Source organism: Streptomyces sp. NPDC058665 (genome assembly GCF_042714995.1).
Classification (GTDB): domain Bacteria; phylum Actinomycetota; class Actinomycetes; order Streptomycetales; family Streptomycetaceae; genus Streptomyces.
The window spans coordinates 1-22,885 of sequence record NZ_JBHXRX010000097.1; the positions used below are offsets into that span (position 1 = coordinate 1).

Annotated in this window: 22 protein-coding genes and 1 pseudogene; 18 read left to right on the forward strand and 5 right to left on the reverse strand. The window is 68.3% G+C overall.

The window, feature by feature from the left end:
* The first annotated feature begins 45 nt into the window (after nt 1-45).
* The 10 genes from ACFWV8_RS35910 (at nt 46) to ACFWV8_RS35955 (ending at nt 8,431) form a co-directional block, all read left to right on the forward strand.
* Entirely contained in the window at nt 46-885 is an 840-nt protein-coding gene (locus ACFWV8_RS35910; RefSeq protein ID WP_384214261.1) for an alpha/beta fold hydrolase, read from the forward strand.
* Nucleotides 886-965: 80 nt separating this feature from the next.
* Nucleotides 966-1,148 carry an MbtH family NRPS accessory protein gene (locus ACFWV8_RS35915; RefSeq protein ID WP_329392209.1) on the forward strand — a complete coding sequence of 61 codons (183 nt, stop codon included), beginning with the start codon at nt 966-968 and terminating at the stop codon, nt 1,146-1,148.
* A gap of 61 nt (nt 1,149-1,209) precedes the next feature.
* On the forward strand, nt 1,210-1,980 hold the full coding sequence (locus ACFWV8_RS35920) for a thioesterase II family protein (protein WP_384214265.1): 771 nt from the start codon (nt 1,210-1,212) through the stop codon (nt 1,978-1,980).
* A gap of 286 nt (nt 1,981-2,266) precedes the next feature.
* Entirely contained in the window at nt 2,267-3,274 is a 1,008-nt protein-coding gene (locus ACFWV8_RS35925; protein WP_384214268.1) for a methyltransferase, read from the forward strand.
* A 30-nt stretch (nt 3,275-3,304) separates the two neighbouring features.
* Nucleotides 3,305-4,144 carry a 2-keto-4-pentenoate hydratase gene (locus ACFWV8_RS35930; protein WP_384214270.1) on the forward strand — a complete coding sequence of 280 codons (840 nt, stop codon included), beginning with the start codon at nt 3,305-3,307 and terminating at the stop codon, nt 4,142-4,144.
* Nucleotides 4,141-5,034: an acetylating acetaldehyde dehydrogenase gene (locus tag ACFWV8_RS35935; RefSeq protein ID WP_384214272.1), complete on the forward strand. Its 894-nt coding sequence runs from the start codon at nt 4,141-4,143 to the stop codon at nt 5,032-5,034. The genes ACFWV8_RS35930 and ACFWV8_RS35935 overlap by 4 nt, the downstream gene beginning before the upstream one ends.
* Nucleotides 5,031-6,053: a 4-hydroxy-2-oxovalerate aldolase gene (dmpG, locus tag ACFWV8_RS35940; RefSeq protein ID WP_384214274.1), complete on the forward strand. Its 1,023-nt coding sequence runs from the start codon at nt 5,031-5,033 to the stop codon at nt 6,051-6,053. The genes ACFWV8_RS35935 and dmpG overlap by 4 nt, the downstream gene beginning before the upstream one ends.
* Nucleotides 6,046-7,140 (forward strand): histidinol-phosphate transaminase, encoded by a 1,095-nt coding sequence (locus ACFWV8_RS35945; protein WP_384214276.1) that lies wholly within the window; start codon nt 6,046-6,048, stop codon nt 7,138-7,140. Before dmpG ends, ACFWV8_RS35945 begins: the two co-directional genes overlap by 8 nt.
* Nucleotides 7,125-8,126, forward strand: a complete 1,002-nt coding sequence (locus ACFWV8_RS35950; RefSeq protein WP_384214278.1) for a beta-ketoacyl-ACP synthase III — start codon at nt 7,125-7,127, stop codon at nt 8,124-8,126. The genes ACFWV8_RS35945 and ACFWV8_RS35950 overlap by 16 nt, the downstream gene beginning before the upstream one ends.
* A 44-nt stretch (nt 8,127-8,170) precedes the next feature.
* Nucleotides 8,171-8,431, forward strand: a complete 261-nt coding sequence (locus ACFWV8_RS35955) for an acyl carrier protein (protein WP_384214280.1) — start codon at nt 8,171-8,173, stop codon at nt 8,429-8,431.
* A gap of 63 nt (nt 8,432-8,494) precedes the next feature.
* Here ACFWV8_RS35955 and ACFWV8_RS35960 read toward each other — a convergent pair whose 3' ends face one another.
* A complete protein-coding gene (locus ACFWV8_RS35960) occupies nt 8,495-11,416 on the reverse strand; it encodes a BTAD domain-containing putative transcriptional regulator (RefSeq protein WP_384214282.1) in 2,922 nt (973 codons plus the stop codon).
* A 563-nt stretch (nt 11,417-11,979) separates the two neighbouring features.
* Here ACFWV8_RS35960 and ACFWV8_RS35965 point away from each other — a divergent pair.
* The gene (locus tag ACFWV8_RS35965; RefSeq protein ID WP_384214284.1) at nt 11,980-12,948 is read left to right on the forward strand and encodes a helix-turn-helix domain-containing protein; all 969 of its coding nucleotides are present in this window, start codon (nt 11,980-11,982) and stop codon (nt 12,946-12,948) included.
* Nucleotides 12,949-13,028: 80 nt separating this feature from the next.
* Here the strand turns inward: ACFWV8_RS35965 and ACFWV8_RS35970 are convergent, their stop codons facing one another.
* A complete protein-coding gene (locus ACFWV8_RS35970; protein WP_384214286.1) occupies nt 13,029-13,391 on the reverse strand; it encodes a DUF6223 family protein in 363 nt (120 codons plus the stop codon).
* Between the two features lie 210 nt (nt 13,392-13,601).
* On the opposite strand from ACFWV8_RS35970, the gene ACFWV8_RS35975 reads away from it, so the two are divergent.
* Together ACFWV8_RS35975 and ACFWV8_RS35980 are read left to right on the forward strand one after the other, a co-directional pair.
* Nucleotides 13,602-14,729, forward strand: coding sequence for a sensor histidine kinase (locus ACFWV8_RS35975; RefSeq protein ID WP_384214289.1), 1,128 nt, complete (start codon nt 13,602-13,604; stop codon nt 14,727-14,729).
* The gene (locus ACFWV8_RS35980) at nt 14,726-15,388 is read left to right on the forward strand and encodes a response regulator (protein ID WP_384214291.1); all 663 of its coding nucleotides are present in this window, start codon (nt 14,726-14,728) and stop codon (nt 15,386-15,388) included. The genes ACFWV8_RS35975 and ACFWV8_RS35980 overlap by 4 nt, the downstream gene beginning before the upstream one ends.
* A 24-nt stretch (nt 15,389-15,412) precedes the next feature.
* Here ACFWV8_RS35980 and ACFWV8_RS35985 read toward each other — a convergent pair whose 3' ends face one another.
* Nucleotides 15,413-16,408 (reverse strand): saccharopine dehydrogenase, encoded by a 996-nt coding sequence (locus tag ACFWV8_RS35985; protein ID WP_384214293.1) that lies wholly within the window; start codon nt 16,406-16,408, stop codon nt 15,413-15,415.
* Between the two features lie 174 nt (nt 16,409-16,582).
* Here ACFWV8_RS35985 and ACFWV8_RS35990 point away from each other — a divergent pair, with 174 nt between their 5' ends.
* Both ACFWV8_RS35990 and ACFWV8_RS35995 read left to right on the forward strand, forming a co-directional pair.
* Nucleotides 16,583-17,200 carry a TetR/AcrR family transcriptional regulator gene (locus tag ACFWV8_RS35990; protein ID WP_384214295.1) on the forward strand — a complete coding sequence of 206 codons (618 nt, stop codon included), beginning with the start codon at nt 16,583-16,585 and terminating at the stop codon, nt 17,198-17,200.
* Between the two features lie 225 nt (nt 17,201-17,425).
* The gene (locus tag ACFWV8_RS35995; protein WP_384214297.1) at nt 17,426-18,841 is read left to right on the forward strand and encodes a hypothetical protein; all 1,416 of its coding nucleotides are present in this window, start codon (nt 17,426-17,428) and stop codon (nt 18,839-18,841) included.
* 33 nt (nt 18,842-18,874) lie between these two features.
* On the opposite strand, the gene ACFWV8_RS36000 is transcribed toward ACFWV8_RS35995, so the two are convergent.
* Nucleotides 18,875-19,468 (reverse strand): TetR/AcrR family transcriptional regulator, encoded by a 594-nt coding sequence (locus ACFWV8_RS36000; protein ID WP_384214299.1) that lies wholly within the window; start codon nt 19,466-19,468, stop codon nt 18,875-18,877.
* A 62-nt stretch (nt 19,469-19,530) separates the two neighbouring features.
* On the opposite strand from ACFWV8_RS36000, the gene ACFWV8_RS36005 reads away from it, so the two are divergent.
* The gene (locus tag ACFWV8_RS36005) at nt 19,531-20,289 is read left to right on the forward strand and encodes an SDR family NAD(P)-dependent oxidoreductase (protein ID WP_384214301.1); all 759 of its coding nucleotides are present in this window, start codon (nt 19,531-19,533) and stop codon (nt 20,287-20,289) included.
* A 143-nt stretch (nt 20,290-20,432) separates the two neighbouring features.
* Here the strand turns inward: ACFWV8_RS36005 and ACFWV8_RS36010 are convergent, their stop codons facing one another.
* Nucleotides 20,433-21,344, reverse strand: coding sequence for a LysR family transcriptional regulator (locus ACFWV8_RS36010; protein WP_384214303.1), 912 nt, complete (start codon nt 21,342-21,344; stop codon nt 20,433-20,435).
* 208 nt (nt 21,345-21,552) lie between these two features.
* On the opposite strand from ACFWV8_RS36010, the gene ACFWV8_RS36015 reads away from it, so the two are divergent.
* Both ACFWV8_RS36015 and ACFWV8_RS36020 read left to right on the forward strand, forming a co-directional pair.
* Nucleotides 21,553-22,287 carry an SDR family NAD(P)-dependent oxidoreductase gene (locus tag ACFWV8_RS36015; RefSeq protein WP_384214305.1) on the forward strand — a complete coding sequence of 245 codons (735 nt, stop codon included), beginning with the start codon at nt 21,553-21,555 and terminating at the stop codon, nt 22,285-22,287.
* A gap of 35 nt (nt 22,288-22,322) precedes the next feature.
* Nucleotides 22,323-22,820, forward strand: a pseudogene (locus ACFWV8_RS36020) (NADPH-dependent F420 reductase); the annotation flags it as partial.
* Nucleotides 22,821-22,885 lie beyond the last annotated feature (65 nt).

Here is a 22,885-nt window from a genome sequence, read left to right on the forward strand (position 1 = left end):
GCTGTCCGGCTGGTGACCCAGGTCGGTGAGAAACTCCACAGGCCCGTGACGGTCGCCGACCTGTTCAACCTCCCCACCCCCGCCCTCCTCGCCACCACCTTTGAGGAGGGGGCAGGCGCGCGGGCCGCGTCAACGATGCTTCCGTTGCGGACCGGCGGAGATGAGCCACCACTGTTCTGTGTCCACCCGGCAGGCGGCTTCGGATGGTGCTACTCGGGTGTGCCACGCATGCTGGGATCCGGCCGCCCGGTTCACGCGTTCCAGGCCCGAGGGCTCGACGTCTCGACGGATGCCATGCTTCCCGGCACGTTGACGGAGATGGCCGCCGACTACTTGGACCGGGCGCGCGAGGTGCAGCCGCAGGGACCGCTTCACCTGCTGGGATGGTCGATGGGCGGCGTGGTGGCACACGCCATGGCGGTGGAGGCGCAGCGGCGGGGCGAGGAGGTCGGTGCCCTGATCATGCTGGACAGCTACCCGGTGCTCGATGACGAAGCCTCCGCCGCGGTGGGGGACTTCGCGGAAGTGGAGCGCGTGATGGCGGAGGCGGCCGGCCCCGACTTCACCGTGGGCCGGCTGATCAGCCCGGTGGACGACGCGGCCGACCAGAAGCGGGCCGAGGCCGTTGTCCGGGGGGTTGTGACCAACAATCTTCAGCTGCTCAGCCTGCATCGTCCTGAGACCTTCCACGGTGACGCGCTGTTGATCCGGGCCGCGCTGGACCCCGTCCCCGTCGGGAGGGCACCGGAACAGGACTGGGAGCCCTACGTCACCGGAGAACTGAGCGTCATGTCCATGCCGTCCACTCATGGCGAACTGATGGCGGTCGAACACAGCGAAACCCTGGGCGAGTTGCTGAGGCACTGGCTCGACCGGCGCGGCTGAACCCTGCCCGGCCCCCGGAGCAGATGGACCAGTTTGACCCGAGATGCAGGATACGAAACAAGATACGGGAGAGGGAGAACATGTCCGAGAGCACGGATCGCTACAAGGTCGTCGTCAACGACGAGGAGCAGTACTCGATTTGGCTGGATCACCGCGAGGCGCCGGAGGGCTGGCACACCGTCGGCTTCTCCGGGGAGAAGTCCGAGTGCCTGGACCACATCGAGAAGGTGTGGACCGACATAACACCGAAGAGCCTGCGTTGAGCGGGCGTACGGCAGTCGGCTGCCCTCCGTCGGATGGGGGCGTATGGCGCCCAGTGCCCAGATGACCCGGGTGTCCTCCCGGCTGACCCGATTCAGTGGTGAGGCCGGGGCCGGCGTACGGCTGGTGTGTCTGCCGTACGCCGGCGCCGCCGCCACGGTCTACCGGAACTGGGGAGCGAGGCTGCCGCCCGCGGTGGAACTGCTCGGCGCGGACCCGCCGGGCAGGGTCACCGGACACCAAGGTGCGGTGCCCTCGGAGGGGTTGCTGGACGTGGCCCAACTCATCGCCGGAGAGATCGCGGCTCTGCCTCGCGTGCCGACCGTCCTCTTCGGGCACAGCCTCGGCGCTCTGCTGGCCTACGAGACCGCCGTGGAGCTCATGCTTCACGGTGTCCCGATCGACCACCTCGTGGTGTCGGGGTGCGTGGCTCCGCACAAGGGTGAGAAGGCGACGCCCCTGCACGGTCTCGGCCAAAAGGATTTCTTCGCTGCCTGGAACGATTCCCTGCGACTTCCGGAGATCATACGCGGCAGCAAAGAAGTACAGGCGTTGGTCTACCCCATGATGAAGTACGATATTTGGCTCTATGACACTTACGAATGGGACAGACATTTCGAGCTCGAATGCCCTGTGACGGCTTTCGGGGGATCCTCGGACCGCCTTTCCATGGGGGACTCCACGCGCCATTGGCGCGACCTGACTTCAGGAGAGTTCCGCCTGCGTCTCTTCCCCGGGGACCACTTCTTCCTGCACTCCCACGAACGGGAGGTCGTGGGCAGCGTCGGAGCCCTTCTGAACGTGACGGGGAACGCGGGCGACCCAAGACCGTGAGCAGTGCCTGCCTTTCGTGTTGTACGGGAATTGTATCTGCGTCATGCACCGCCCGACGGGGACCGCATGTACCGTCAAGGAAACACAGAGAACAATGAACGGCGAATGAGTAGACGCCTGCAATTGCGGACCGACCGACAGTGCGGGCGCTGCGGACCGTACAGAACATTTCAGCCTGCCTGGGCAGCCAGTTGACGGAATGCGGGAGAAGGACGTCTGCCCGCTGCCGGATTCGCACCGCAAGTCGCTCGTCGGCGTCGCCGACACCCCCGTAGGAGGAGAAGACATGAGTCGGCCGTCTCCACTCAGTTCCCCACCGGAGTCCCCGTTGGACAAAGCCGCCGACATCGCGGCTACCGCGGCTCTGCTCCAGATCGGCGCCGAACTGGGCGTGGACCAGACGCTCGACGCCGGCGACGTGTTCGGCATCGATGAACTCGCCCGGCACACCGACCTGCCGACGGCCGGCCTCAAGCAGTATCTGACCGCACTGGTCGCGGCCGGCCTGGTCGTGGAGACGGGCGCCGCGGGGCACTACCGGCCCGCGGACGACTACGCGGACCGACGGTACGAGGCAGGGTATGTGTCCTGGTCGGTCGGTGCGAACTATCCGTTCATCGAGAACGCCCGGTCGTTCCTGGCGGACCGGGACGGAGCCGGACGGGTGCATTCCCGTGACGGCCGAAGAGTCGCCGTCAGCTCCCGCTGGGTGGGTGAACGGGGCTTCTATCAGGGGGTGTACGAGCATGTCCGGGCCTCAGGCGCGCGTCGAATCACCGACCTCGGCGCCGGGGCGGGGCGCCTGCTGATCAAACTCCTGCTGGAGGATCCGGCTCGCACCGGTGTCGCCCTCGACATCAGCGGAGCGGCCTGCGCCGCGGCCAAGGAGGCCGCCGTGCGGGCGGGTGTGGCGGACCGGCTGGAGGTCACCGAGCGCCCCATCGAGTCGCTCATGGACGACGTCTCCCCGGTGGACGGGGCGGACGCCGTCCAGGCGTGCTTTGTCATGCACGACGTCGTCGAGGACGACACGGTGTTCCGCAAGGTACTGGCCGGCTGCCGCGAAGGGCTGGCGCGCGACGGCTTCATGGCCGTCGTGGACGCGGTCTCCTACGCGCCGGGCAGGGAGCGGAAGTTCAGCGCGCTGTTCACGTACCTTCACGCCAACTTCATGGACATCCGACTGCCCGAGGAGCACGAGTGGCTGGGGAAGTTCGAAGCCGCGGGGTTCTCGTCGGTGACGTGTGTGCCGCAGCCCATGCCCGGCAGCCGTCTGTTCATCGCGGCCAAGTAGGTGGCCGACCCGACGAAAGGACCCGAGCTGATGACGGTGTCGGCCACACGTTTCATGTACCAGGAACTCGCGGCACAGTTGTGGGCCTCCACCCGGGAGCGCGAGCCGGTGGAGCCGCTCTCGGCACGCCACCCGGAGCTGACCCTCGCGGACGCTTACGAGGTGCAGCGTGAACTGCGCGCCATGGAAGTCGCCGACGGCGCGGAGCTGGTCGGGTACAAGATCGGTGTCACGAGTGAGGTGATGCAGAAGGCGTTCGCGATCGATCACCCGGACTTCGGTCATCTGACTGACCGGATGCTGCTTCAGGACGGGGCGTGTCTGGACGCGGCGCGGTTCATCGCCCCCAAGGTCGAGGCGGAGATCGCGTTCCGGGTAGGGGAAGATCTGAGGGGCGGTTCGGTGACCGCGGCCGACGTCCTGGACGCGACCATCGCGGTCCATCCGGTGCTTGAGGTGCTGGACAGCCGGATCGCCGACTGGCGGATCAAGCTGGTGGACACGGTTGCCGACAACACGTCCTCCGCGCTGGTCGTGGTCGGTCCCGAGGTGCCTTTCGGCCCCGCCGGCAGGGTCGATTTGGCAGCCGAGCACCTGATCTTCCAAACGGGGGAGCGGACGCAGACGGCGTACGGCTCGGCGGTGATGGGACATCCGGCCGAATCCGTGGCCTTCCTGGCGCGGATCCTCGACACCTTCGGCGAGGGGATCGGAGCAGGTGACCTGGTGCTCGCGGGTTCCTGGGCCGAGGCTGTCGACCTGGTACCCGGCCTCGCGGTCGAGGCGTCCTTCGCGTCCCTGGGCTCGGTGTCGCTCACTGTAGGGGAATCGGCCGGCGGTCGCGCCGGAGAGAAGGCGGCAGGGGCATGAACCAGAGAGGACGGCTGTCCGCCGCGGTGATCGGTGCCGGACTGATCGGCGTTGATCTCGCGACCAAGATCTCACGCTCGGACCGACTCAGCCTGGGGTTGGTCGTGGGCCGTGACGAGAGCACCCCGGGCCTGAGGCGCCTGGCCAAGGAGGGCCTGCCGGTCGCGGCGAACGGCATTCGCTCACTGATCGAGAACGACACACCGTTCGACGTGGTGTTCGACGCCACCAATGCGCTGGCGCACCCCGAGCACGCGAAGCTGCTGAGCCCGTTCAGCGCTCTGCTGGTCGACCTGACTCCGAGTCAGGTCGGGCGAATGGTGATTCCGACCGTCAACGGGCTGGACGCGCTGTCCCACCGGAACGTGAACATGGTCAGCTGCGGCGGGCAGGCCGCGATTCCGGTGCTGCACGCCCTCGCGCGCCACCACTCGATCGAGTACGCGGAGGTGGTGACCACCGCCGCCAGCCCGAGCATCGGCCGCTCCACCCGGCTGAACCTCGACGAGTACATCGAGACCACCCAGGACGCGGTCCGGGAGTTCAGCGGGATCCAGGACGTCAAGGTGATGGTCAACCTGAGCCCGGCTCGGCCTCCCGTGACTTTTCGGGTCGCCATTTCCCTGCTGGGGGAGGAACTGTCGCCGGAATCGGTCCGCGCCGCGGTGGATTCGACGGCGCGGGAGATGCGCGCCTTCGTCGGTGGCTACACCGTGACCGCCTGCTCCGTCAAAGACGGCAAGGCACTCATCGCTGTCGAGGTCGACGCCTCCGGCGACCGGATCCCGCGTTACGCCGGCAACCTCGACATCATCAACTCCGCCGCACTGTATGTCGCCGAACGGTACGCGGCCGTCCAGTTGTCCAGCGCGTACGCGGAGACGTCATGAGCCATGTGCTGATTCACGATCCGACGCTGCGGGACGGCCACCACGCCGTCCGCCATCAACTTGAGGCGGCGCAACTGCGTTCCTACGCGGCCGCGGCGGACGCGGCGGGGATACCCGTGGTCGAGGTGGGACATGGCAACGGTCTGGGCGCCTCGTCACTCCAAGTGGGACGGGCACGGCTCAGTGACGACGAGATGCTGTCGGTGGTCAGGGAGGCCCTGACGCACAGTCGGATGGGTGTGTTCATGCTGCCCGGCTGGGGGCGCGCCCAGGACTTGGACAAGGCGATCGCCCACGGTGTCGACGTGGTGCGGATCGGCACCCACTGCACCGAGGCCGATCTCGCCGAACGGCACCTGGGTCACCTCAGCGAGCGGGGTGTCGAGGCCCACGGTGTGCTCCTGATGAGCCACATGGCCGGTCCCGATGAGCTGGCCGAGCAGTGCGCGCGACTGGTGGAGTTCGGGGCGCGCGGGGTGGGGATCCTGGATTCCTCGGGCCACTTTCTTCCCGCCGACGTCACCGCGCGCGTCGCCGCGATCCGGGCGGCGGTCGATGTGCCGGTGATGTTCCACGGGCACAACAACCTCGGTATGGCGGTCGCGAATTCGGTGGCGGCCGTGGAAGCGGGCGCGGAGATCATCGACGCTTGTGCGCGCGGGTTCGGCGCGGGCGCCGGCAATACGCAACTTGAGGTGGTGGTGCCGGTCCTGGAGAGGCTGGGACACACCACCGGCATCGACCTGTACCGGCTGCTGGACGCCACCGACTTCGCCGGGCGCGAGCTGATGAAGGCTCCTCCGAGCATCGACTCCGTGGGTGTTGTCAGCGGTCTGTCGGGGGTGTTCTCCGGGTTCAAGACCCGAGTGCTGGAGATCTCCGGGCGGGAGGGCATCGACCCGCGCGACGTCTTCTTCGAGCTGGGCCGCCGTCAGGCGGTGGCCGGGCAGGAGGACCTGATCGTGGACGTGGTGGCTGCTCTGCGGTCGGCCGCACGAGACCAGGAGCGGCATGCCTAGGAATACCGCGCCCGGCCCCAGACTCCGCGCCGTCCTCGATTCGATCCCCGGCTACCGGCCCACCGAGGGCGTCTACGCCGCGATACCCGCTCGTCCCCTGTCAGCCAACGAATCCCCGCGCGATCCCCTGCCCGGTCTGGTCGCGGCGATCGCCGCGGCGGGAGCCACGGTCAACCGCTATCCCGACCCCGAGTGTGCCGAACTCACCCGGGAGATCGCCCGTCGGCATGGCGTCGATCCCGATCGGGTACTCGTCGGTGCCGGATCCGTCTCCCTGCTGCAAGCTCTCATCCAGGCCGTCGCGGAACCCGGTGCCGAAGTCGTCCATCCCTGGCGCTCCTTCGAGCTCTATCCCGTCCTCGCCGAAGTCGCCGGAGTCCGGCCGGTACCCGTTCCCCTGACCAGAGGCCACAACGACCTGACCGCCCTGGCCGATCGAATCACCGAGGCCACCCGGCTCGTCCTGGTCTGCAACCCCAACAACCCCACCGGCACTGTCCTCGGTCTGCCGGAACTCAAGGAGTTCCTGGCCCGAGTACCAGCGACCTGCCTGGTGGTCATCGACGAGGCGTACTTCGAGTACGTCCGTGACGAGGCCGCGTGCAGCGGCATCGCTCTGCTCGACACCCATCCCAACCTTGTGGTGACCCGCACCTTCTCCAAAGCCTACGGACTTGCCGGTCTTCGCATCGGCTACCTCCTTGGCGCCCCGCACAGCGTCGGGCAGCTGCGCAAGGTGCTCCTCGCCTACTCCGTGAGCACCGTCGCCCAGCAGGCGGCGCTCGCCGCACTCCGGCTGGAGGACGAACTCCTGCGGCACGTCGACGCGACAGTCGCGGAACGCACCCGGATGCGAGACACCCTGCTGGCCGCGGGATTCGATGTACCTGACAGTCAGGGAAATTTCCTGTGGCTGCCCCTCGGCGACGTGTCGGCCGCGTTCGGTGACCTGTGCACCTCCGCGGGAATCGCCGTGCGGACCTATGCCCACGAGGGCGTACGGGTATCGGTCGGCTCGGCCCAGGACAACGACGCGTTCCTCACCATGGCAACGCGTGAAAGGAGCACAGCATGCACGCCGCAGTGATCGGACTGGGCACCCATCTCCCTCCACGCCTGGTCACCAACGAGGAGCTCGCCGCCCGGCTCGACACCAGCGACGAGTGGATCACTTCCCGCACCGGTATCCGTACCCGGCACTGGGCCGAGCCAGGCACCGCCACGGGCGATCTCGCCACCGAGGCCGGCCTGCGCGCGCTGAAGTCCGCCGGTACAGCCCCCGGCGACATTGATGTCGTGGTGCTGGCGACGACCACGCCAGATCACCCGTGCCCCGCCACCGCCCCCGACGTCGCCTCACGCCTCGGACTCGGACCGGTACCCGCCTACGACATCGCGGCCGTGTGTTCCGGCTTCCTCTACGCCCTGGCCATCGGCCAGTCTCAGATCGTCGCCCAACAGGCGCGCACGGTGCTGGTCATCGGTGCCGAGACCTACTCGACCATCCTCAACCCCGACGACCGCACCACCGGCGTCATCTTCGGCGATGGTGCCGGCGCTGTCGTCCTCGCCGCCCGGGAGGACACCGACCGACCCGGTGCCCTGCTGGGTGCCCACCTCGGTTCCGACGGTGCGCACAAGGACCTCATCCGCGTCCCCGCGGGTGGCTCCCGGTACCCCATCACCGCGGACATGCCCGAGGCCGACCGTTACTTCACCATGGAAGGACCAGCGGTCTTCCGGCAGGCCGTCGTCCGCATGGGCGAATCCGCCACCACCCTTCTCCACCGGGTCGGCTGGGCGGCCGACGAGGTCGACCACCTTGTCGGACACCAGGCCAACGCCCGCATCCTCACGGCGCTGGCCGGACAGCTGGACATTCCCGTCGAACGCACCGTCGTCAACATCGACCGGGTCGGCAACACGTCTGCGGCATCCATCCCCCTCGCCCTCGCCCACGCCGCCCGGCAGGGCCGGCTCGCCCCCGGCGACCGCATCCTCATGTCCGCCTTCGGCGGCGGACTGACCTGGGGCTCCGTGGCCCTTACCTGGCCCGACATCACGCCGCTGTGAGCTTCCCGAACACCCACCTCGATCACCGTAAGGAGCACATCACCATGAGCACGAGCGCCACATCGCTGGAGCGCCAGATCCTCGACCACCTCATCGAGCATTTCGAGGTCCCGGCCGACTCCACCACGGAGACCGGCTTCGAGGGTCTCGGATTCGACTCTCTGGCCACCGTCGAACTCAGTCTCACGCTGGAGAAGATGTACGCCGTTGAACTCGACGACATCGCACTCAAGGAGGCCGGCAGCGCCGCGGGAATCGCTGCGCTCCTGCGGTCCAAGGGTGTGACCGGGGTCGTTGCCGCCTGACAACGCGCGGCCGGTGCACCTGTCACCCGCACGGGAGGTGGGGAGACGGTGATCTACCGGCCGTCAGCGGAGAACACCGAAGTGCTGACCCGGCTCCGAGGAGGCGCCGTCGACCCGGGCGAGATGACGTCGTACGTCGTCGGCGGCGGGGTCCTGCAACTCGTCGAAGATCTCAGCGGCGACCAGCCACTCCGCCACCGCGGCGAGGACCTCCCCCATCTCTTCGAGGGTCTCCCCAAGGCGGACGCGAGTCTCCGCCTCGTGGTAGCGGTCCGCGGAATCACGGAAAAGAGCCACCGACTGCCGATAACTGTGAACCGCCTCATCCCAGCGGCCCAGGCCATGAAAGGCGTAACCCAGGGTGTCGAGCGTGGCGGCCTGGCCGTTGACATCGTTGATCTGCCTTTGGATCTTCAGAGCCTTCTCACAACTGTCCACGGCCTGCGCGTAGTTGCCGATCACGGCCGAGACCCAGCCGATCGAGTTCAGTGTCCGTGCCTCTCCAGGGGCGTGACCCGCGAGCCGATGGAGCCGCAGCGCTTTCCTCGCGTGGACGAGAGCCGCCTGCCGGTCTCCGGTAACGAAGGATACTTCGGTTCTGTTGTGCAAGGCCTGTGCTGTTCCTCGCATATCACGAGCCTGCTCATATCTGAGTTGGGCATGTTTGAGATGCTCCTCGGCCTCCACGAACATGCCCAGGCGGGTCATCGCCCGGCCCAGCAGCCGGTGGGCCGTCGCCTGCCCGGTCATGGACTCGCTCTGCTCAGCGGCGGAGAGCGCCAGACGCTGGACGGTGAATTGGAGCTGCCACAGACCCTTGGGGGCAAGAAAGGCGGTGAGTGCCCAGGCCAACTGCCAGGCGTGCATTCCGTAACCGCCCTCCGTCCCCTGGCGGACCAGCCGGGTGAGTACATCCAACTCTGTTCCGAACCAGGCCAGCGCCTCGGCCTGGTCACTCGGTGGCGCGTAGGAGCCGGGGCTCACCGGCGGATGAGGGGTGAAAGTCAGCCACTGAGGTTGCAGGCACACGGCGGCCGAGTGGGAGCGGTGAAGGTAGAAGTCGTACATCCGGTCGCGAGCGGCTCGTTGGCTGTCGTGTGCTTCGGAGGACCGCAGCAGTTCGACCGCGTAGCCCCACAGCAAGTCATGGGCGGTGTACCGGCCCGGACGGATCTCGTCCAGCAGGTGAAGCCTTGTCAGCTCGCGCAAATTCTGCCTGACCACATGAATGGGACTGCCGACGAGAGCAGAGACGGCCTCCTCACCGATCTCCGGACCCGGGTGCAGCCCAAGCAGCCGGAAAACACGCGCGGCATCGAGCGACAGGCTTCGGTAGGACCACCAGAAGGAGCCCCGCACGTCACCGACGGCCAAGGCGTCGAGGCGGTTCTGGCTCCGTCGAAGGTTCGCGGCAACGCTCTCCAGCGAGACATCGGGGTCACTGGCCAGACGCGCGGCAACCACGGACAGTGCCAGGGGAAGTCCGCCGGTCGTCGTGGCGATGGCGTCCAGCGATTCCCGATCACCGGAGGTTCGCTTCTCGCCGAGTCGGAGTCGCAGCATTTCCCCGGACTCGTCCCGGGACAGGGTCGCTAAAGGAAGGGCATGGGCGCCTTCCGAAACGATCAAACCGTGCAACTGGTCGCGACTGGTCACCACCACGGTGATGCGTCCGGCGCCGGGTAGAAGGGGCCGAACCTGCTCGGCGTCACCCGCGTTGTCAAGGAGCAGCAGAATCCGTCGGGTCGCCAGCAGACTCCGGAACAGAGCGGTGCGCCCCTCCAGCGTGGCAGGGATCCTGGTCTGTGCCACACCGAGTGCGTCCAGAAAATCTCTGAGAACATCGAAGGGCGCCAGCTTGGAGTCCTTGTCGTAGCCGCGCAGATTCACATAGAGCTGGCCGTCGGGGAAGGAATTGGACGTCTGGTGCGCCCACCGCACAGCCAAGGTCGTCTTGCCGACGCCGGCCATTCCGCACACCACGGTGATCGCTGTCAGTTCGGCGCCTTGTGGCGAAGGGGTGAGCCTCGCGTCGAGCTGCGCGATCTCCTCCCTTCGCCCGACGAAAGCATGTGTGAGCGGCGGGAGCTGACGGGGTATCACAAGCGTATGGGGATGCTTCTGCCGACGCTCGGTGGGTCGGCTCTTCTCCTGTCTCGCGGCGAGCGGGCGTCGGTTCAGGATGTTGTCGTGCAACTGCGTCAGCTGGGGACCGGGTTCGAGTCCGGTCTCCGTCGCGAATATCTTGCGGGCCTGGCGGAAAGCAGCCAGAGCGTCGGTCGTGTTGCCCATTTCGTAGAGTCCTGTGAGCAACTGGCACCAGGCTCGTTCTCTGAGGGGAGCTCGGTCGAGCAGCTGACGCATTCGCTGAACCGCGTCCATCCAGTTTTCGGTGCTGAGGAGTAGTTCGCCGTAGTCCTCCTCGGCGGCGAGATACCTTTCCTCGATACGAGCGACCCACTCGGCCAACGGTGAATGGTGAGGCAAGCCGGACAGAGGGCTTCCGCGCCGCAAGCTGAGTGCACGAGTCCATTCGGCCTTGGCGACGACCGAGTCACCGGCGGCGGCCGCTGCTTTGGCCCGAGCGGTGGCCCTGTCGAATACTTCCAGATCGAGTTGGCCCGGCAGCAGACGCAAGATGTAGCCGCCGCGAGCGGGAGGCAGACCGTCCCAGGAGTCGCTGCGCAGCACCGTGCGCAACCCACGGGCGTAGGATCGCAGGTTTGACGCGGCTGACGCCGGAGGCTCGTGCCTCCACAGCACGTCGATCAGTTGTTCCGAGGTGACCAGTTCGTCTGCCTTGGCGAGCAGGGTGGCAAGCAGAAGACGTTGTTTGACCGATCCGAGGCCGACCGGGCGGTCGTACTGATACGCCCTAAGAGGTCCAAGTACCTCAAACCGAACAGACATGTTTGACACCCTCGCTATCAGGAACCACCGCCCGTCCGGGCGCGAATTATCGAGACCCTTGAAGATGTCGGACATAAGCGGCCGTTCGCGGCGGCCCCGACCTGACGAAGAACCGCGTCCTATTCCTGATCGACTCCGCAGGACTCAAGGACACAGCCCCACGGCGCGGCAGCGGAGTCCGACACCGCAGACCTGGCCCCGTGTTCCACGCGCCGACCACCCAGGTCCTGAGCGGGAGAGCGGCGGCAAGGTAAAGCCCGCGAGTCATGGCCGGTTTAAGCCCATCCGAGGGGGATGGTAGCCGGGCCCGTTCGCCGGGTGTGCCGGTCGTTCGCCCCACAAGGGGCGCTTCCGCACAGGTCGGAGGGTGTGTGACGCCCCTTTCTCTGGCCTCGTGCATGGACCTTAGGGGCATGGTCGGCTTCGGACTTTGTCATCCGCGCAGGGAACTGTGTCAGTGGTGCACCGCCTCAAGTCGACGCCGCATCAGGTGAGTGCCCGTCGGAGCTGTTGCACAGCGAGAGGGAATCGAGCCAGACTGATGTTGGGAACCGGCCATGTCGAGGGGGTCTTGTGGGCGAGCGGGCCGAGGCGGTGCCGGGCCGGGACCATGACCGGGGCGGGCGGGGGGCCGTCTCATGAGTCCGGTTCTGGACACCGCGTTCATTGCGCCGCGGGACCGGGAGGAAGTGGTCCGGAACGCGGTGTGGGAGTCCATGGTGGCGGTCGATATCGACCACGGCCCGCCGGCTGAGGACATCTCCGTACGTATCGGGCTCGGTTCCGCCGGGCCGATCAGGATCTGCTGGGCGCGGGCGACGGCGGTCACCCTCCGCCGGACGGAGCGGCTGGCACGGGAGGACGAGGAGCCGGCCGTCACCCTGGGTGTTCAGATGGCGGGCAGCAGCGTGGTGGTTCAGAACGGTCGCGAGGCGCTGCTGGGGCCGGGGGACTGCGCGGTCTACGAGTCGATCGCTCCCTACTCGCTTCTCTACGACGAGGGAGTCGACCACCGCTTCATCCGTTTCCCCCGCGCGGCACTCGCGCTCCCCGACGGGTTGCTGCGAGACATCACCGCGGTCCCCCTGGGATCCGACAACCCCGTAGCGCGCCTCGCCTTCAGCTACTTCTCCCAACTGGCCGTCACCGGCGAATTGCTCCAAGGTGCCGACGCCGATGCCGTCGTGGCACCCAGCGTCGAACTCCTTCGCGCCGTGCTGACGTCCCAGCACGGCAACTCCACCCTGGCCAAAGGGCCGTTGGAGGCGACGCTCACCCGACGGGTCACTCACTACATCCGGGAGCACCTGGCCGAGCCCGATCTGTCGGCCGCACGGATAGCCGCCGCCCACGGCATCTCCGTACGCCACCTCTACGCCGTGCTGTCCCGCTCGGGCATCAGCCTCGGAGACTGGATCCGTACCCGCCGCCTGGCCGAATGCAGACGCGAACTCGCCGGCCCCAACGGGCGGCTGCGGACCATCGCGGCCACAGGACGCAAGTGGGGCTTCGCGAACGCCTCACACTTCAGCAAGATCTTCAAGCAGACCTACGGAATCTCACCCCGAGCCTGGTGCGACCAGAACCACCCCCACGCCTCCGCCTGACGGTCCCCGTTTCGGTGAGCTCCTTGGAGTGGGCGCCGCCACGGGTGCGGCCGGCGGCCGGCCGGCGGACGCGCAGACGGTCATTCGATCGGCCGACCGGAGCCGCGAGAGCGGGTCAGCGCCCGGTAACCGAGGAACACGGCGCCCAGCCCCAGAGGGACGGCCACGATGGCGCCGACGAGCCCGTTGCCGGTACCGGGGCCGCCGCTGGAGGTGGCCAGGTGCAGCACCGCGAGGACCACGCCGACGATCCCCACCACGATGGCCGACATCCCGCCGGTGCGAGCGTTGCCGATGCCGATCCGGCCACCGGCGCGGACCTGGGCCAGCCGGCCGATCACCAGGCCGAGCAGCCCCACCGCGAGGGCCAGGTTGGCCCCGGTCCGCCCGTCGCCGATGATCCCGCCCTCCGCGGCCACCATCAGCACAGCTGAAGCACTCATACAGCTCTCCTCCTTCTCCGTCTGCCTTGAGCATGCGCCCCGGACTCGCCGCCGGTCGTCCAGCAGACGTGGGAACCTCCCGCTGCCGTCGCCGCCGCATCCGGATACCGCGGACGCGGCAGGCGGAACGTGGACACCCGCACACGCGGTAGCCGGCCGCTCCTTCATGAGACGGACTCGCCCACCACCGCGACCGGTTACGGTGCGCCTATGAACAAAGGGCGGTTCGCTGTCCCTGCCGGGGTCACCGACTGGTCGGTCGCCATGGGCGTGACAGCGCTGCTGCTGGGCACCGGGCTGTCCGGGCCGCACCCGGCCGGGGGCCGCGAGTTGTTCGGTTCCGCCCTGCTGGCGGTCGGCGGGCTGGCGCTGGCCGCGTGCCGCCGGGCACCGCTCGTGGTCCTGGCTGTCGCCGGACTGTCAGCGGTGGCCTACCAGACGGCCGGGTTCGAAGTGCTCGCCGTTTCCTATCTGGTCGCTGTCTACAGTGCCGTACGCGCCGGGCACCGCACCGTCGCACTGGCCGCATCCGTGGGCCTGCCGCCTGTGCTTCTCCTCACCGCACTGGTCTCCGGGGACGGGCCCGTACGCGACGCCGTGACGCAGGCCCGGAACACCCTGGAGATCGCCTGGCTGATCGCGGCCTTCGCAGCCGGGGAGGCGGTGCGGCAGGCCGAACGGCGGGCGGACGAAGCCGAGCGCACCCGCGAGGAGACCGCCAGGCGCCGGGCCGACGAGGAACGGCTGTGCATCGCACGGGAGTTGCACGACTCGCTCACGCACCAGATCTCGGTCATCAAGGTGCAGTCCGAGGTCGCCGTCCACGTGGCCCGGCGGCGGGGCGAGCAGGTGCCGGAGGCCCTGCTCGCGATCCAGGAAGCCGGCCGGGAGGCGAGCCGGGAGCTGCGCGTGACCCTGGAGGCCCTGCGCGACGACACCACCACCCCACCGCACGGACTCGACCAGATCCCCGACCTGGTGAAGCAGTTCCGGATGACCGGCCTGGAGACGACGCTGACGATAGAAGGACACCCGGCCACCGTGCCGGTCGCCGTGGGCCGCACCGCCTACCGGATCGTTCAGGAGTCGCTCACCAACGTCTCCCGGCACGCCGCGGCGACCACCGCCTCCGTGCTGATCGGCTACCGGCCGGACGCCCTCGCCATCCGCGTCGACGACAACGGGACAGCCACCCCGCGCCCCGAGCCGACACGCGGCCTCGGGCTGCTCGGCATGCGCGAACGCGTCACGGCCCTGGGCGGCCACCTGCACACCGAGCCGTGCGGCGCGGGCGGCTTCACCGTCCAGGCCGAACTCCCCACGAACGGAGCCTCGTGATCCGGGTCCTGCTGGTCGACGACCAGCCGCTCATCCGCAGCGGCTTCCGCGCGCTGCTCGACCTCGAAGACGACATCGAGGTGGTGGCCGAAGCGGCTGACGGCGCAGAGGGATTGGCGCTCGTCCGGAAGCACCTGCCCGACGTCGTGCTGATCGACATCCAGATGCCTTTCGTGGACGGCATCGAAGCGACCCGGGCCATCGCCGCGGATCCGGCCCTGGCCGGCGTACACGTCGTCATGCTGACCAACTACGGCATGGACGAGTACGTTCTCGACGCGCTGCGTGCCGGCGCCGCCGGCTTCCTCGTCAAGGACATCGTCCCGGAGGACTTCCTGCACGCCGTACGCGTCGCCGCCCGCGGAGACGCCCTGCTCGCGCCCACGATCACCCGTAAGCTCATCGACCGGTACGTCACCCAGCCGCCGGCCACCCGCGTCGGCAGTGGGCTGGACGAGCTGACCGGCCGTGAACGCGAGGCGGTCACCCTGGTCGCCCACGGCCTGTCCAACGACGAGATCGCCGGCCGCATGGTCATCAGCCCGTCGACCGCCAAGACCCACATCAACCGTGCCATGGCCAAGCTCCACGCCCGCGACCGCGCCCAACTCGTGGTACTCGCCTACGAATCCGGCCTGGTGATTCCGCGCAACCCCTGACCGCCCGGGTCGACCGTCGACCGGTCAGAGGTTTTCGTGGATCGTCGCACCGGCGTCGCGGAGTTGGCCGAGGAACCAGTCGGTGCCGGACAGCAGCTCGGGAAGGTGGATCCCGGGCTGTGCAGGGGTACGTCCGTCCAGGCCGAGGACAGCGGGCAGGGCGAGTACGACGCTCAGGCCCGTGAGCGATGCCTGTCCTCCGGCGAATTCGAGGGTGGTGCGTGATTCGTGGGGCCTGCCGTCCGCCTCACCCTCAAGCTCGACAGTGACTTCCGCGGCGATGGGGCCTCCGCGGCGGCGGCTCGACGACGTGCTGACCGCGAGGTCGAAGCGAATGCTGTCCGCCTGGGTGGCGGCGTGCAGGCTGACGATGTCCAGGGGAGCGTAGGCGTCGGCGTCGAGCACGCGGCCGTCGATGGCCTGGACCTTGCCCTTCGCGGCGTCGCCGGCCAGCCATACGCGCCTGCCGTGTTCGAGAGCCAGGGCCGCGGCCGAACCTTCGCTGCGCTCCATGTCCTCGGTCGCCGCGGGACCGGTCGCGTCCTGCTCGTCGAGCACCGACCCGATTCTGATGGTGCGCAGTGTGTCGAACTCTTCGGCGCCCCGCAGGGCGAGGAACATCGCGCTGCCGCCGTACCAGTGGCTGGCGAGCACGACGGGGACGGTGGGCCGGTGGGCGAACAGGGCCATCTCTGCCCCGGCCTCGGCCAGCCAGGTGCTGCCGCTCACATAGGGGATGCCCTGGTCCTGGGCGTAGCGCAGCCCATGGAGCGCGTGGTCGGGGGCAAGCGCGATCACCGCCGAGACATCGCTGCTGTCGTCGAGGCCGATGCCAGCGCGGTCGAGATCGATGGCGACCGCTCCCGTGGCGCCGGTCTCCCGGGCCGCTTCATGCGCTCGCTGTATGTTCCGGCCGCCGACGAGCACGGGGACGTCGGGGTGGCGCTTGCGGAACCAGGTGAGGGCGGCGCGCCCCACCACGCCTGATCCGCCGGCGAAGAGTACGGGTCCTGGCCTCACAGGGCGCGTCCTTCCTCGGTGGTCGTGCCGCGAACAGGGCACGAGTGCATCGGAACCTCCGGGTGGCGTCTGATGTGCGTGGGCATCGCGTGTCCTCTCGCTTCGCGATCGAAAGCTACTTGGAGTAGACTACTACAAGTAAGTTACTAAAGGTAGATACTGGCAGGAGTCATGATGCCCGACCCCTCCGCCGCGACCCCGCGCCGGCGCCTGTCGAAGCAGAAGCGTCACGCCCAGCTCTTGGAAGTGGCACGCGAACTCATCCGGGACATGGGTACGGACGAGTTCACTCTCGGACGACTCGCCGAGCGGGCGGGGGTGACCAAGCCGCTGGTCTACGACCACTTCGGTGACAGGTCCGGGGTCCTCGCCGAGCTGTACCGCGAGTTCGAGGCTCATCAGCGCGAGATGCTCGGCGTCGCGCTCGACCACGCCGGACCCGAACTGCCGGTGGTGGCGGGCGTCGTCGCGGGGGCGTACATCGACTGCTGTCTCGCGGAGGGGCGGGAGCTGGCCGATGTGGTCGCCGCACTCGCGGGCTCGCCCACCCTGAGCCGACTGCGTCAGGAAGCCGAGGACGCCTACCTCGCCATGTGCCGCGAGGCGCTGGAACCCCTCTCCGGACCGATCGACGCGGCGGGTCTGCACGTGATCATCGGCGCCGGTGACGCTCTGGCCCGGGGCGCGCTCTCCGGGAGGATCAGCTCCGCACGGGCACACGGCGCACTGACCCGCGTCATCACGGCCATCGCCACCGAGGACCGACACGACGCGACACAGGCGGCTTCCTGACATCCCCGCGGTAGATCCCCGTTCGACCGGGTCCGCACGAGCGGGGAGGGGGCCGGACTGCTCGCCCCCTTGACGGCCGGTGCCTGCCTGGCGATGCTCAGAGAGCGCTTTCTGTCGTGGGCATGATCGGGAGGTCTGACGGCGGCACGGCCGTCCGGTGAGAACCTCCTCCGGGCTCGCTGCCCCCAGCGGACCGGCATGCCCCTCGCGAGGAGGAGTCCGCCGATGTCCGACCTGCCTGCACTCTCCCGACGTCGCTTCCTCGGAGCGACAAGCGCGATCGGACTCACCGGTGTATTCGGGGCCGGGACGACGGGCACCGCCCTGGCGGCGGACGGCAGCGGCGTCGTCCCCGTCAACTGGCCCGGTCTGGGGTCGTATCCAGGGGCCGATGCCGCCGGGAAGAGGGTGACGGCGATCCTCGCGGGGAGTTCGCGGTATCTGATCGGACCCTGGTACGCCGCCACGTACACCCGCTACCTTCCCGACGGTTACATCGACCTCAAGGGAACCGACGAGCGGGCCGTCCGGTTGCCCGCGATGGCCGCGGTCGCCGCGACCACGGCCTTGGTCACCGATACGTACGACCCCCGGACGCTTTCGGCCGCGAACGCCACCATCCGGACCCGGAATCTCATCCGTACGCTCGCCGCCCGGCACCGGGCCAACAACACGGACACCGCGACCCGTTGGGGCAACGGCTGGCAGACCGCCCTGTGGGCGTACTACACCGCGCTGGCCGGCTGGCTGTTCTGGGACAGGCTGGCCGCCGACGAGCGCGATCACCTGGCCGCCATGCTGGTCTGGGAGGCCGACCGGCTGACCACAGGCAACGATGTCCACCTCATCGGCACCGGCGGCGAGCAGCTCTACATGACCCGCCGCGACGGCACTGTCGTCACTCCCGGCGACAGCAAGGCGGAGGAGGACAACTGGAGCGCCGCCGCGCTCTCGCTGGCCGCGGTGATGATGCCGAACCACCCCAACGCAGCCCGCTGGACGCGCCGCAACGTCGAACTCCTGCTGGCCGCTGCGGCCAGACCGGCCGATCTGACCAGCGACAGGACGATCAACGGCATCCGGCTGTCGACCTGGCTGCGGGGCACGAACATCGCCGACGACGGAACACTTCACAACCACGCACGCCTGCATCCCCTGTACATGGTGGCGTTCGACCAGAGCCTCTACCAGGGCTTCGTCTTCGGCCTCGCGAACCGGGCGGCTCCGAAGGCCGCCCTGCACAACATCACCCACACCTACGCCGCACTGGTGGACAAGCCCTTCCCGCTGCCCGGCGGAGGCACCAGCCCGATCTACCGCGAGAACTCGGCGGAGATCTACTACCCCGAGGGCAACGACTGGGGCACGCACTTCCCCTTCTACTTCGGCAACTTCGACCTCCTGGTCACCCTCACCGGCCAGGACACCGGCATCGACCCGGCCGCGGCGAAGTGGGAACGGCTGCACAACAACGCACAGCTCTCCCTCATGTCACGCTTCACGGACGGCCGCACCTACGGCGCCACCTCGGAGAACACGTACTACGGGCGCGAACACCGCATCGGCGCCATGGCGGGGCAGGCGTATCTCACCCTCTTCCTGTCCCGCAACTCAACCGGCAACCGACTGCGCTGGGCGTGAGACCGAGGGCCCACCTCGGACCCACCCCGGTTCTCAGCCCTTGGAGGCGGCGGCGAGCAGTGTCTGCGCCGCGGTCACGATGTGCGCCAGTTCCTCGTATCCGGCCCCGTCTCGGGCCTGAACCGACATGCCCTGGATCAGTGCCCCGATGGTGCGGGAGAGCCCAGCGGCATCGGCTGTCTCGGCAAGTTCCCCCCGCGCGACCGCGTCGGCGACGCGTTGGCGCAGACCGGTAAGAGCGTGATCGCGTTCCGCCCGGCAGATCGCCGCGGCGGCCCGGGCGTCTTGTCCGGTCGCGAGCAGGCCGGTTGACACGAGGCATCCGCGGCCGGGTCCGGTGGTGAACTCGCGGGCCGCGCGGTCGAGATACTCGACGACCGCCTCGGCGAGCGGGATGCCCGAGCGGATGCCGAAGCCGTACTCGTCCTGGTACAGCCGCACCACCCGCTCGAACAGGCGCTCCTTGGACTCGAACGCCCGGTAGAGCTGCGGTGCGGTCAGCCCGGTCGCCTCCTGCAGCGCGGTCATGCTCGCGCCCTCGTAGCCGCGCTCCCAGAAGACCATCAGGGCGCGACGCAGTGCCTCGTCGGGGTCGAACGCCCGTGGGCGTCCTGCCTTGCGCGTCATTTCCATAGTGACTGCTACGGTATCCCACGCACGTATTTCGTAACGATCACTACGGGGGAATCATGACCCGATCCACAGCTCTGATCACCGGCGCGTCCCGAGGCATCGGCGCCGCCACGGCAGCAGCCCTCGTCCGCGACGGCTTCTCGCTCGTCGGCATCCACTACGGCCACGACCAGGCCGCCGCGGAGACGACCGCCGAGCGCGTTCGGGCGCTCGGAGCGACTCCGGTGCTGATCCAGGCCGACCTCGCCGAAGGCGAAGCCGCGTCCGCCGCGATAGCGCGGGAGTGGACTCGCGCGGTGAGCGAGCACGACTTCACCGGCACCGATGTGCTCGTGAGCAACGCGGGGATCAACGGTGCGCAGACCCTCACCGAACTCGACCCCGATACGTACGCCCGAGTGCAGGCGGTCAACCTCACCGCGCCGCTGTTCCTGCTCCACCACCTCGCGGACTCCTTGAACGAGAACGGCCGCGTGATCGCCGTCTCCACCGGCTACACCCGCGTCGCGGCACCGACCCACCTCGCCTACACCGCCTCCAAGACCGGACTGGAAGGAGTCCTGCACGCGGTCTCCCCGGAGCTCGCGGGGCGCGGGATCACCGTCAACTCGGTTGCGCCCGGCATCATCGACACCGACCTCAACGCCGACTGGATCGACGCACCAGGCGCCCGGGACGGTGCGGCCAAGGTGTCCGCGTTCGGCAGGATCGGCACCCCCGAGGACGTCGCCGACATCATCAGCTATCTCGCGAGCGACGGCGCCCGATGGATCACCGGGCAGACGATCGACGCCACCGGTGGATCAAGCCTCTGAGCCGACATCAGCCGCTGCCGAGGCGGGCGGCACCTCGCCGCGTTGCCGAAGTGCCCACAGGAAACCGCCCTGCGGGCACTTCGGCGCTTTGCGACGCACCGCACCAGACCGAGCTTTGGCCCTGCTGTTGTCAGTCGGCCTGCTCAACCGCGCTTTGAAACGGCATCGCTTCCAAGCTGCCACATTTCATGGTTCCCACATTCCGCCGTGATCTCGGCCGTCGCCTGAGCCGCGGTGAAGAAGTCATCGACCACCGGCGAGGTGCGCGATGCCGCCGCCGCGAGACACACCTGGTCGGGCGCCAGATCCGGGATGGGCACATAGACGACTTCCGGATGTGAGTAGAACACGGACGCCGAACGGGCCAGGAACGAGATGCCCCGGCCGGCCGCGACATGCTCGAGCGTCTCGTCCACCCCGCGCACCAGGTACCCGGCGTTAGGGTGCGGGCGCCTGGTGGGCTGCGTGCTCGGGTCGGCATGCCAGACCAGCGGTTCGCCGGCCAGGTCGGCCTCGGTGACCTCCTCCTTGCCGGCCAACCGGTGGCCGGCGGGCAGCACCGCCACCCGCGGCTCGGTGTAGAGCGGGGTGACGTGCAGGCCGGCCTCGTCGATGGGCAGCCGCACATAGCCGACGTCGATGCGGCCGTCGAGCAGCATCGGGGCCTGCTCGTCCCATTCGATCCGCTGCACGTCCACGACCACGTCCGGGTGCCGGGCCTCGAATGCCCGCGCCGCCGGGATGACCGGGATGCCGGCCCGGAAACCGACCATCAGCCGCCGGCTGCCACGGGCTGCCACGGACACCCGGCGGCGGACCGCGTGCGCGGAGGCGAGCAGCGGACCGGCATCGGCCAGCAGCTGTCGGCCCGCGTCGGTCAGCGCTACGCCGTGGCGATCCCTGGTGAACAGCGAGGCGCCGAGATCCTGCTCGAGCGCGCGGATCTGCCGGCTGAGCACCGGCTGCGCGATATGCAGCTCATCGGCTGCGCGGCCGAAGTGCAACTGGTCGGCCACGGCGGCGAAGTAACGCAATTTGCGCAGATCCAGATCCATGGCGTCTCCCAGTCCGGTAATGCCTTCAGGGTATCACCACCGCTAAAAGAAGTCTTGGACACCCACTCAGGCCAATGGCAGCCTGAATAGGGGCCTATTGGGGTCGAAGCGAATTCGGCACAAGAATTCGACATCGGAACTTGACAGCCGGGCCCAGGCCCGGAATGGGCACACTTTTTCGGATACCCATCAATTCAATGGAGTGACCGTGGGAAAGCTCGATGGCAAGGTAGCGGTGATCACCGGCGGATCCACCGGCATGGCACTGGCCGGCGCCAAACTGTTCGTCGAGGAAGGGGCGCACGTCTTCATCCAGGCCCGGCGGCGGGAAGCACTGGACGACGCCGTCAAGGTGATCGGCCGCAACGTCACCGCCGTCCAGGGTGACGCGGCCGAACTGGACGACCTGGACCGCTTGTACGACACCGTCAAGCGGGAAAAGGGCTCGATCGACGTGCTGTGGGCCAGCGCCGGAATGGGCGAACCCGCCGTCCTCGGCGAGATCACCGAGGAACAGTTCCACCGCGCCTTCTGGCTCAACGCGCGCGGCACCCTGTTCACCGTGCAGAAGGCGCTGCCGCTGATCAACGACAACGGCTCGATCCTCATGACCGGATCCAACGCCTCCCTCGGCGCCTTCCCCGGCTGGAGCCTCTACGCGGGAAGCAAAGCCGTCCAGCAGGCCTGGGCCCGCGTCTGGCTCAACGAACTGGGCGACCGCAAGATCCGGGTCAACGTCCTGACCCCCGGCCAGGTCGCCACCGCCAAACAGGAAGAACTGTTCGACGAGGCAAGCAAGTCCGCATTCGAGTCCCTCATCCCCCGCGGAAAGATGGGTCGCCCCGAAGAAATCGCCACCGTCGCCCTGTTCCTCGCCTCCGACGACTCCAGTTACGTCAACGGCCTGGAACTGGTCACCGACGGCGGCACCACCGCCATCTGAAGCGACACCTTGAGAACAGGAAGAGAGCACACCTCATGAGCAGCATCACCCTCATCGGTACGGGGAACATGGCCCGTACCATCGGCACGCTCGCGGTGGCGGGCGGCAACACCGTCGAGGTCATGGGACGCGATCAATCCAAGGCCGATGACCTGGCCAAGGCTCTGGGCGGCGGCGCGACGACGGGCAAGTGGGGCGCCGTCCCGGCCGGGGACATCGTCATCACGGCCCTGTTGTACGACGGTGTCGTTCCGGTCGTCGCCGAATACGGAGACGCCCTCGCGGGCAAGGTCATCGTCGACATCAGCAACCCCTTCAACGCCACGTTCGACGGACTGGCCCACAGCGAGGAGACGTCGATCGCGCGGGAAGTCGCCAAGGTGGCCCCGGCCAGTGCGAGCGTGGTGAAGGCATTCAACACCGTTTTCCGTAATGTCCTGGAGAAGGGCCGGCCCAACGTCTTCATCGCCGGCGACAATGCGCAGGCCAAGGCGGGCGTGGCGCAGGGCCTCGGCGTAGTCGGGCCTCGTCCCTTTTGATCACGTGAGGCCGAGAAGGGCGAGGGCGCGGGTTTGGTCCCGGGCTGTCCGGCGGAGGC

Bases quoted from the DNA above. Each gene is read 5' to 3' on its own strand.
- ACFWV8_RS35915 (WP_329392209.1), top strand. From the start codon at position 966: ATGTCCGAGAGCACGGATCGCTACAAGGTCGTCGTCAACGACGAGGAG.
- ACFWV8_RS35920 (WP_384214265.1), top strand. From the start codon at position 1,210: ATGACCCGGGTGTCCTCCCGGCTGACCCGATTCAGTGGTGAGGCCGGG.
- ACFWV8_RS35925 (WP_384214268.1), top strand. From the start codon at position 2,267: ATGAGTCGGCCGTCTCCACTCAGTTCCCCACCGGAGTCCCCGTTGGAC.
- ACFWV8_RS35930 (WP_384214270.1), top strand. From the start codon at position 3,305: ATGACGGTGTCGGCCACACGTTTCATGTACCAGGAACTCGCGGCACAG.
- ACFWV8_RS35935 (WP_384214272.1), top strand. From the start codon at position 4,141: ATGAACCAGAGAGGACGGCTGTCCGCCGCGGTGATCGGTGCCGGACTG.
- dmpG (WP_384214274.1), top strand. From the start codon at position 5,031: ATGAGCCATGTGCTGATTCACGATCCGACGCTGCGGGACGGCCACCAC.
- ACFWV8_RS35945 (WP_384214276.1), top strand. From the start codon at position 6,046: ATGCCTAGGAATACCGCGCCCGGCCCCAGACTCCGCGCCGTCCTCGAT.
- ACFWV8_RS35950 (WP_384214278.1), top strand. From the start codon at position 7,125: ATGCACGCCGCAGTGATCGGACTGGGCACCCATCTCCCTCCACGCCTG.
- ACFWV8_RS35955 (WP_384214280.1), top strand. From the start codon at position 8,171: ATGAGCACGAGCGCCACATCGCTGGAGCGCCAGATCCTCGACCACCTC.
- ACFWV8_RS35960 (WP_384214282.1), bottom strand. From the start codon at position 11,416: ATGTCCGACATCTTCAAGGGTCTCGATAATTCGCGCCCGGACGGGCGG.
- ACFWV8_RS35965 (WP_384214284.1), top strand. From the start codon at position 11,980: ATGAGTCCGGTTCTGGACACCGCGTTCATTGCGCCGCGGGACCGGGAG.
- ACFWV8_RS35970 (WP_384214286.1), bottom strand. From the start codon at position 13,391: ATGAGTGCTTCAGCTGTGCTGATGGTGGCCGCGGAGGGCGGGATCATC.
- ACFWV8_RS35975 (WP_384214289.1), top strand. From the start codon at position 13,602: ATGAACAAAGGGCGGTTCGCTGTCCCTGCCGGGGTCACCGACTGGTCG.
- ACFWV8_RS35990 (WP_384214295.1), top strand. From the start codon at position 16,583: ATGCCCGACCCCTCCGCCGCGACCCCGCGCCGGCGCCTGTCGAAGCAG.
- ACFWV8_RS35995 (WP_384214297.1), top strand. From the start codon at position 17,426: ATGTCCGACCTGCCTGCACTCTCCCGACGTCGCTTCCTCGGAGCGACA.
- ACFWV8_RS36000 (WP_384214299.1), bottom strand. From the start codon at position 19,468: ATGACGCGCAAGGCAGGACGCCCACGGGCGTTCGACCCCGACGAGGCA.
- ACFWV8_RS36005 (WP_384214301.1), top strand. From the start codon at position 19,531: ATGACCCGATCCACAGCTCTGATCACCGGCGCGTCCCGAGGCATCGGC.
- ACFWV8_RS36010 (WP_384214303.1), bottom strand. From the start codon at position 21,344: ATGGATCTGGATCTGCGCAAATTGCGTTACTTCGCCGCCGTGGCCGAC.